At 49.4% G+C, this 8,260-nt stretch carries 7 protein-coding genes and 1 tRNA gene; 2 read left to right on the top strand and 6 right to left on the bottom strand.

From position 1 onward, the window contains the following. Nucleotides 1–52: 52 nt before the first annotated feature. Genes AB9F29_RS15300 through AB9F29_RS15320 form a run of 5 tightly spaced genes read right to left on the bottom strand, consistent with a single transcriptional unit; the run spans nt 53 to nt 5,391 of the window. A complete protein-coding gene (locus tag AB9F29_RS15300; RefSeq protein ID WP_369756312.1) occupies nt 53–970 on the bottom strand; it encodes an SMP-30/gluconolactonase/LRE family protein in 918 nt (305 codons plus the stop codon). After that, a complete protein-coding gene (locus tag AB9F29_RS15305) occupies nt 967–1,953 on the bottom strand; it encodes an ABC transporter permease (protein ID WP_369756313.1) in 987 nt (328 codons plus the stop codon). Before AB9F29_RS15305 ends, AB9F29_RS15300 begins: the two co-directional genes overlap by 4 nt. Then, complete coding sequence (locus AB9F29_RS15310; RefSeq protein WP_369756314.1) at nt 1,950–2,876, bottom strand: ABC transporter permease; 927 nt, start codon at nt 2,874–2,876, stop codon at nt 1,950–1,952. The genes AB9F29_RS15305 and AB9F29_RS15310 overlap by 4 nt, the downstream gene beginning before the upstream one ends. Next, nucleotides 2,873–4,357, bottom strand: a complete 1,485-nt coding sequence (locus tag AB9F29_RS15315) for an ATP-binding cassette domain-containing protein (protein ID WP_369756315.1) — start codon at nt 4,355–4,357, stop codon at nt 2,873–2,875. Before AB9F29_RS15315 ends, AB9F29_RS15310 begins: the two co-directional genes overlap by 4 nt. A 17-nt stretch (nt 4,358–4,374) precedes the next feature. Further along, nucleotides 4,375–5,391 carry an ABC transporter substrate-binding protein gene (locus AB9F29_RS15320; RefSeq protein ID WP_369756316.1) on the bottom strand — a complete coding sequence of 339 codons (1,017 nt, stop codon included), beginning with the start codon at nt 5,389–5,391 and terminating at the stop codon, nt 4,375–4,377. Nucleotides 5,392–5,602: 211 nt separating this feature from the next. On the opposite strand from AB9F29_RS15320, the gene AB9F29_RS15325 reads away from it, so the two are divergent. Beyond that, on the top strand, nt 5,603–6,799 hold the full coding sequence (locus AB9F29_RS15325) for an ATP-binding protein (RefSeq protein WP_369756317.1): 1,197 nt from the start codon (nt 5,603–5,605) through the stop codon (nt 6,797–6,799). Continuing rightward, on the top strand, nt 6,796–7,509 hold the full coding sequence (locus tag AB9F29_RS15330; protein ID WP_369756318.1) for a response regulator: 714 nt from the start codon (nt 6,796–6,798) through the stop codon (nt 7,507–7,509). Before AB9F29_RS15325 ends, AB9F29_RS15330 begins: the two co-directional genes overlap by 4 nt. A gap of 630 nt (nt 7,510–8,139) precedes the next feature. Here the strand turns inward: AB9F29_RS15330 and AB9F29_RS15335 are convergent. Beyond that, nucleotides 8,140–8,216: transfer RNA gene (locus AB9F29_RS15335), tRNA-Met, on the bottom strand. Nucleotides 8,217–8,260: the final 44 nt, after the last annotated feature.

The raw sequence follows: 8,260 nt of genomic DNA on the forward strand, positions 1-8,260 counted from the left end.
GACGTATTTTCAGGGCTACCCCATGCCTCGCCTTAACATTGGCCATTTTGATTTATCGTTTTGCGATCGCTGACTTGGTATTGAGTTGGAGAGCATAGACGCTTGATGTTGCCGTGATGAAGAGTTCGTTTCCGTGGGCACCACCAAAGTTAAGGTTGGATACGATTTCAGGCACCTTAATTTTTCCCAAAAGCTGACCATCCTTGTCCAAACAATGCACTCCATCGGCAGCTGATATCCAAACGTTGTCATGTTCATCAACACGTAGGCCATCGGGGATGCCTGGGTCCATTGTCGCAAAAATGCCATCGTCGGAAAGCGTCCCGTCATCGTTTACAACATGACGCCTGACAATAGGTGCAAATTCGGGGTCATCGCTCAGTCCTGAATCTGCAATATAAAGCAGGCTTTCGTCCTTCGAGAATGCTAGCCCGTTTGGTTGTGTAAAGTCAGTTGCAACTACATCCAATCGTCCATTGTCTGGCTCTAAACGGAACACGTAGCGCCCTTCCTGTTCCTGCCGAGCAGGATACCCTTCATAGTCACTTTTGATCCCATAGGTTGGATCAGTGAACCAAACGGTGCCATCCGATTTCACCACTACATCATTTGGCGAGTTTAGCGGCTTATCGTTGTGTGAGGCTGCGAGCGTCGTAATCTGACCATTCTCTTCAGTTCTCGTGACTGAACGTGTCCCATGTTCGCATGTGACTAGACGCCCTTGAAGGTCGAGTGCGTGACCGTTTGCAAAGTTTGAGGCGGCCCTAAAAATGGAAGTGGTCCCATCTGCTGTCCATTTGTGAATTTTCTGGTTTGGGATGTCCGAAAACAAAAGGGCATTCTGACGACTGAACCAAACAGGACCCTCTGTCCAAAGATGTCCGGAGGATATCTGCTTCAACTCCGCGTCTGGGAGGGTCACTTCATAGAAGCGTTTATCTCGTACTTCGTAGACATCATTGTTCATCATGCTGCGTCGCTCCTCTTACTAGCCAATGAGACTACGCCGACAATGATCAATCCAGTCATAATCAATCTTACGCCCGCGCCGAATCCATAGGAATTAAGCATCGAGACGACGAGGAACATGAATAGTGACGCTCCCCAAATGCCTGGAATGTTGGAGTTGCCACCACCAATTGAAGATCCACCAATGACAACAACAGCAATGGACATCAGCATGTATTCTGCACCCATGTTCAATGCGGCCCCGCCGGAAAAATTAGCCAACAAGAAGCCCGCAAGCGAGGCACACATCGCACAGCTTACATAGACTCCAAATCGAACCAAGCTAACGGGAACGCCGCTGAGTTGAGCGGCACGAAGATTCTGTCCAATTGATAGTATCCAACGACCGGCGATAGATCGTTCCACTAGAATCCAAGCAAAAAAGGCCAAGAAGAGAGCAACTAGAGACACATTAGGGATCCCTAAAATCCCACCAGTAGTGAAATCCGCCAAAGCTTCGGGAGGCTTAACTCTGATGCCTCGATTTGACCAAATTGCTAACGACTGAAAGATGAAAGATGCAGACAGTGTTGCGATAATCGGAGGAATCCGCAAAAGCAAAATGAGACCGAAGTTAAACAACCCACATCCCAATCCGACGGCTAACGCGACAAACACTCCAGGGATGATCAGACTGTTCTCTGTATCCATGAACTTAAGCGCAAGCGTTGCTGAGAGAGTCATATTCGCTGGAATTGAAAGATCAACATTTCCTGGGCCAAGGGTGATTACTAGCATCTGCCCGACACCTACGATCGCAGCGAAGGAAGCAAATGTAGCGGCAGAGTATGCAAGCGAAGTTGCGCCCTGCCCGCCCGAAAGCAACATGGTCATCGTGAAGGCAGCCAAAGCTGCTACAAACGCCCATATCCAAGGTTTTGAGATGATTTTTTTGACTATTTTTAGGGGACCGGAGCCGCCTTTTAAGTTTGTTGCTGAGCTCACGACATGCGCTCCTTTCTCGTAAAGAAGAGGCGAACTGCTAGAACAAGGATCAAAATCGCTCCCTGAGACCCAATTTGCCAGTCGGACGAAAGCCGTAAGAAGGACAAGAAACTAGCTGCAAGTGTTAATGTCAGAGCACCAATAACCGCCCCAATCGGTGAAACACGCCCACCCGTAAACTCTCCCCCGCCGAGTATGACACCAGCAACAGAAAGGAGGGTATATCTCAGAGCTATGTTTGCATCGGCGGACGTAGCAAGACCTACTAACGCCATCCCCGACAACACACCGAATAGGCCAGCTAATGCATAAGCAGAAGCTTTGAGCTGTATGAGAGACCATCCAGATCGAGCCATCGCCCTATCGTTCCCTCCGACACCTCGCAGAAGAACTCCAAATGAAGATCTTTTTATGAGCATATGGGTGAGAAAAGCGATCAAGATGGGTGCAATTATCGCCATCGGTATAAGCGGCGGCTTTGATTTCATAAGGAACCTAATCCACTCAGGAGACGAGCCGCCGGGTGATGGCAAGATCAAGACCGCAAGGCCGCCCCAGACGAACGACATCCCGAGGGTAACGACGATTGCTGGCAGGTTTCTTGCTTGAATGATTGCGCCAATTGCCGCGTATCCACAGATGGCAGCGAAAAGAACAGCATACCCAAGTAGAGGCGTATCCTGAACTAATGTCGCTGTTACACACGCGCAAAAGCTGACGAACGCGCCAATTGAGAGATCAATGTCATTGACCATGATGATCATCATTTGAGCTATTGTCGCCAAAGCAACGGGAACAGCCAAATTGAACAAAAGATTTAGGCCAAAATAGCTCATGGACCGGGGTTGCAGGTAGAAAACAGCCGCTAGCAGGGCTGCCAACGAAATCACTGGTAACAATATTCTAAGTGTATCTTTGTTCATCCTGTAGTCTCCCGAAACTCAAAGGAAGCTTTGAGGATGTTCTCTTCATTGATATTTGATCCAGTGAGTTCAGCTGAAATTTCACCATCTCGGAACACAAATACCCGATCGCACTGGCAAACCTCGTCTGTCTCAGTTGAGTACCAAAGGAAGGTTCTACCATCCCCGGCCTCTCGCTTTATCATCTTGTAGACATCCTGCTTTGTTCCGACATCAACACCACGCATGGGATCGTCCATCACAACAATTGGAGCGGAGGAGGCCAATGCTTTAGCGAAAAGAACCTTTTGCTGGTTCCCGCCAGAAAGAGACAAAATAGGATTACTTACGTCATCTGTGCGAATGCCAATACGATCTTTCCAAGAGGCAACGAGCGTGGATTCGGCTTCCTTGTTGACGAACCAGTTACCACTGAATTCGACAAGAGATTTAAGAGTCAAATTTCTCGCTATCGACCACAGAGGCATAATGCCATCACGCGTTCTATCTCCGGCGACAAATGCCGTTTGTGGAGCTTTCTTTGCCCGCCATGCTGATGTCTGCGTAAGATAGAAATTTGCTAGCGCTTCAGCTTGGCCATGACCAGCAAGACCGGCCAAACCAACAATTTCGCCTTTCCGTGCTTTGATGCCCGGCGGTGCATCAACGATTTGGTCGCCCAATGTTTTATCGTTGCGGGCAGCGGAAGTGGAGGTAGAACCACCCGCAACGACGTGACCCATGGCATCGACTAAGCTCTGACGGGAGAAGTCGGAGGTCGGTCGGTCTTCGGTCACTAGGCCGTCCTTCATCACGACAATACGGCTCGCGACTTCAAAAATTTCGCCCATCATATGTGTGATAAAAACGATGGTTCCGCCATTGGCGCAAAATTTCTTAATATGTTCGAGCAGTTGGGCTGCGATGGCTGCATCAAGTGATGATGTAGGTTCATCTAAAATAACCATTGATGGAGCTGAATCACGGAGCGAGAATGCAATTGCAATCTCTACCATTTGTCGCTCAGCAATGGTTAGGTCGCCAACCGTAGTATCGGCTTTTATACCGTGATCAGGAAAAATTTCATTCAAGGATTCAATAACTCTTAGCCGCGCAATTTTGCGCCAGCCAGCTGTCTTCATTCCCTTGTAGGGAACTCGAAAATTTTCGAGCACCGTTAAGTTTGGGCACAAAGACAGTTCTTGGAAGACGCTCCGAATTCCGGTCTCATGGGCGAGAATTGAATTTTTGGAGGGCAGTCCCTTGCCCATCGTTTCCGGATACTCAACCGATCCAGAAGTCGGCGTTAGCCTGCCGTTGATTACGTTGACAAGCGTCGACTTGCCAGCACCGTTATGGCCAACCAGTCCAAGGCATTCGCCTTCGGAGAGGGTTAAGCTAACTCCGTCAAGTGCGCGCACGGCCCCAAAGACCATGCGCGCGTCTTGCAGAGCAACCACTGGTGAGGGAGACTCGCCGGTTTTTGCATTTGCATTCAGCATAGAGAAGTTTCTCGCTCTTAATTTGCCGCTTCGATAGCCGCAATTGTGTCTTCAAGCGAATACTCTGTGTTGGCTACAGAACCTTCAGGCGTTGTTTTCAAAGCGCTATCAAGCGATGCTGGAGTCACGGTCAGGAACGGGACAACCATATCCTTTGGAACTTCGTTGCCGTCAAGAATTTGCTGAGCCACCCAAAATGCCAATGTGCTCATGCCAGGCGCAATAGAAAGCGACGTTGTTTCGTAACCACTTTCGTCGCGCGCTTCTTGCCACCAAAGCAACTCATCTTGCCGATTGCCCATGATGATCGTTGGGAGTTCGCGATCTGTTGCCAAGAAAGCTTGTGCAGTGCCATATCCATCACCACCCTGCGTTGCCACTGCGACAACATCTGGTAGAGTTGGAAGTACACCAGCGACTGCTTTCTGCGCGACGTCTTGCGCCCAGTCACCATGAACTGATCCGACAATCGTGAACTTTCCGTTCTCTGCGACAGCCTCTTCAATGCCCGCATGAATTTCATCATCCACAAAGACGCCAGCAAGACCACGGATCTCTAGAATGTTTCCGCCTTCAGGGAAACGTTCTGCAAGATATTCGATTTGTGAGCGGCCCATGCCGCGGAAATCGACGGCGATACTCCACGCGCAATCCGCCTCAACAATACCGTCGAAGGAAACGACGATAACACCAGCGTCACAGGCTTCCTGAACTGCGCCGTTCAAAGCAGTTGGTGAAGCAGCGTTCAAAACGATTGCATCGTAGCCTTGCAAGATCATGTTTTGAATCTGGGCGGCTTGCTCCGTCGCTTGATTTTCAGAAGTTGTGAAAGCATCTGCAGCCGCGATTAGGCCCGCTTCGATAGCTGCGTCGCCATTTTTGCTCCAGCTTTCGAGCATTGCTTGACGCCAGGAGTTACCCGCATAGTTGTTTGAAAGTGCAATGCGTTTTTCTGATGTGTCAGCAAAGGCAGGAGCCGATGCAACGATGGTTAGCCCGGCGGTAGCGCCAAGCAGAAAAGTCTTAAAAGTCATAGTTCCTCCACTGAGCGACCTCCCGCCGCTCTCCATTAATATCAGTGCCGCAATTATGGCGGTAACCCATAATGAAGCTTGTTCATGATGGGTGACAGAGTAACCCCCGCAGAAAAGAATGCGGATTCCCGCATCTAATATGCGGATGCCCGCATTCCATTGGTGAAGTTGATGTCATAGCATGAGGTTAGCTATTCAAGAAAAGTATCAAATGTCAAAGTCTGCAAACTACCTCAAAATCTCGAACCACCTTGCTGGAAAGCTGGATATTCGCGACGCACTCTGCTCTGTGAAAGATGTAATCGAGCGGCTGATCAAGGTCGACCATTTGGATGTCTGCTTGATAGATGAAGATCGTCTTTGGAACACAACGTTTGAAGTAGGGCTAAGAACAAGGTGGGGTTCATCAAGGTCATTAATTTCTGCATCGCCGGTCAAAGAAATCCTGATGGGGAACTTAGACGCAATGATCACTGGGGATGCCACGACGGACGCACGATACATATTCCCCGGTGCGATGAGTGAACCCATCACCCGGCATTCGTTGAGGAGTCGCGTGAATGTCGCCATGAAACTTCATGGAAGAACGATTGGGTCGCTAAACTGCTCTTCAAAAGAAGAAGACGTTTATGACGAGGACACAATAGAAGAGGTTCGCAACATAGCTGACGTGCTTTCACCATATTTCTTAGCCTTGCGGTCGAACGAACGAGCTAAGAACGAAGCAATTGCCCGGACGGAAACCTTGATGCGTGAAGAGGGCCTAATTCGAGGGGCTCTCAGTTTAACAGAAGCCCTAGAACAAGAACGTCAACGCATTGGTATGGATCTGCATGACCAGACGTTGGCCGATTTGACTAGGATCGCCCGAGACTTTCAAACGATTAAGTCAATAGACAAAATAGGTGAAATTCATGATCGGTTGCAAGTATGCATTCAAGGTTTACGAGAGATAATTGATACCTCGATACCTTCCATCTTGGAGCTATTTGGATTTCAACACGCTATCCGCACGCACCTTCAACAAGCTCTCAAAACCAGTTCGGGCGTTGAGACCGAAGTCACCGACGAGACTCAGGATCAAATCGACCATCTTCCGGCAGCTATAAGAACTGCGCTCTACAGGATTGTACAAGAAGCAATTAATAATGCTGTCATGCACGCGCAGGCCTCGGCCATACGGATAGTGATATCACGATCTGACAAAGGTGAGTTGATCATTCAGGTTCAAGATAATGGTCAATTTTCGATCAACGACCCATCGAGAGTTGGCTCTGGGGGGCTAGAACACATGCAGACGCGGGCGCGCCTCATAGGAGCACTGTTCACGCTTGACGAAACTGATGGCACATTGATTGGGGTCGTTTTGCCGCCAAGGGCCGTCGATCCTGAGAGGGGAAGCGCATGAAAGTTCTACTCATCGAAGACGATGCTATGCACTCAAATTACATGATGGGAATGGTGCACGCTGCTCTACCTGAGGTGGATGAAGTTTTGGTCGCCAGGAACGGCAAGGATGGCGAGAGACTGGCTCGTGATCAGGATGTTTCGCGCGTCATCATGGACCTTCGTATGAAGGAGCGAAATGGCATCGAGGCAGCAAGGACAATATGGGCGGAGCGTCCCAACACGAGAATTTTGTTTTGGTCGAACTACTCCGATGAAGCTTATTTGCACGGCATAACTCGTATTGTCCCGAACGGTGCAGCTTACGGTTACCTGCTCAAAACTACGAACGAAACGAAACTACAATTGGCTCTACGATCTGTCTTGGGAGAGGGGCAAGTCGTTGTCGATAGGGAAGTTAATCACTTTCAAACGGGTCAAAAGCAAACCAGCAATATGCTCAATGATGTAGAGCTAACGATATTGATGGATGTGGCTCTTGGCTTGCCAGACAAGTCGATTGCCGAACGTCGAGGGCAATCGCTGAGAACAATCCAAAACAGACTATTATCAATCTATGATAAACTGGAAGTCGAACTGGGTGGCAGTAAAGACGTTGGAGTCAATAAGCGCGTGCGAGCGGTCGCCCAAGGTGTGAAAAGACAGATTATCAACAGCGAAAGCATAGAATCTGCAGAAAAAGAGCTGACTATTTGGTTGTCAGCTCTATGATTGAGAGTGGACTTGTCGCGGTTTAGTTCCGGCCTCTTTCGAGCTATGTTTGCTATGAAGGAGACAAAAAATGGCACCGAGACACACAGGCGTGATGCGGTGCGGATTGGCACGACCAGTGGCTTAACGCGGCCCCAGCTTTCATCAGATTTGGTGGTTGGGCATTCGACGCTGAATAATTGGGTTCAACAGCTGATCTGATTGCCGAGTTTGCGCGGTCCAATCAGAAAGATTTCAATCGCCTCTCTGCAACAATCGGACAAGATCACGCCAAAGCAGGACGCGACTTGGCACAGGTTACCAAACAGATAGACGCCATTATCGATGCAATTTCTAATGGGATGCTCCAGCAGAGCATGAAGGCCAAGCTCGCAGAGACGGACAGAAATCCGCCCGTTCTGCTCCACCCTGGCCTCGCGGATATGTATCGCAGCAAGGTGGCCGACCTCACAGACGCCTTTAATGAGCCTAGCACAAGGACAGAAACTGGCGAGATCATCCGTAACCTCCTCACCAGTATCACCCTGATCCCAGACGGGGATACCTTGGCTATTGAACTTGCTGGATTGTTATCTTTGGGGAACCCTAGAAACGCAGAAAGCCACCCGAAGGTGGCTTGTTCTGTGTCGATGGTTGCGGGAGTCAGATTTGAACTGACGACCTTCAGGTTATGAGCCTGACGAGCTACCGGGCTGCTCCATCCCGCGACGCTTAGGCATTTTGCCTTAGTTCGCATCCCAGTTTTTGTAAT

This window comes from Falsihalocynthiibacter sp. S25ZX9 (genome assembly GCF_041205405.1).
GTDB lineage: Bacteria > Pseudomonadota > Alphaproteobacteria > Rhodobacterales > Rhodobacteraceae > Falsihalocynthiibacter > Falsihalocynthiibacter arcticus.

What these genes read in the sequence shown, in the direction of transcription:
- AB9F29_RS15300 (WP_369756312.1), bottom strand. Translation starts at nt 970, where the DNA reads ATGATGAACAATGATGTCTACGAAGTACGAGATAAACGCTTCTATGAA.
- AB9F29_RS15310 (WP_369756314.1), bottom strand. Translation starts at nt 2,876, where the DNA reads ATGAACAAAGATACACTTAGAATATTGTTACCAGTGATTTCGTTGGCA.
- AB9F29_RS15315 (WP_369756315.1), bottom strand. Translation starts at nt 4,357, where the DNA reads ATGCTGAATGCAAATGCAAAAACCGGCGAGTCTCCCTCACCAGTGGTT.
- AB9F29_RS15320 (WP_369756316.1), bottom strand. Translation starts at nt 5,391, where the DNA reads ATGACTTTTAAGACTTTTCTGCTTGGCGCTACCGCCGGGCTAACCATC.
- AB9F29_RS15325 (WP_369756317.1), top strand. Translation starts at nt 5,603, where the DNA reads ATGTCAAAGTCTGCAAACTACCTCAAAATCTCGAACCACCTTGCTGGA.
- AB9F29_RS15330 (WP_369756318.1), top strand. Translation starts at nt 6,796, where the DNA reads ATGAAAGTTCTACTCATCGAAGACGATGCTATGCACTCAAATTACATG.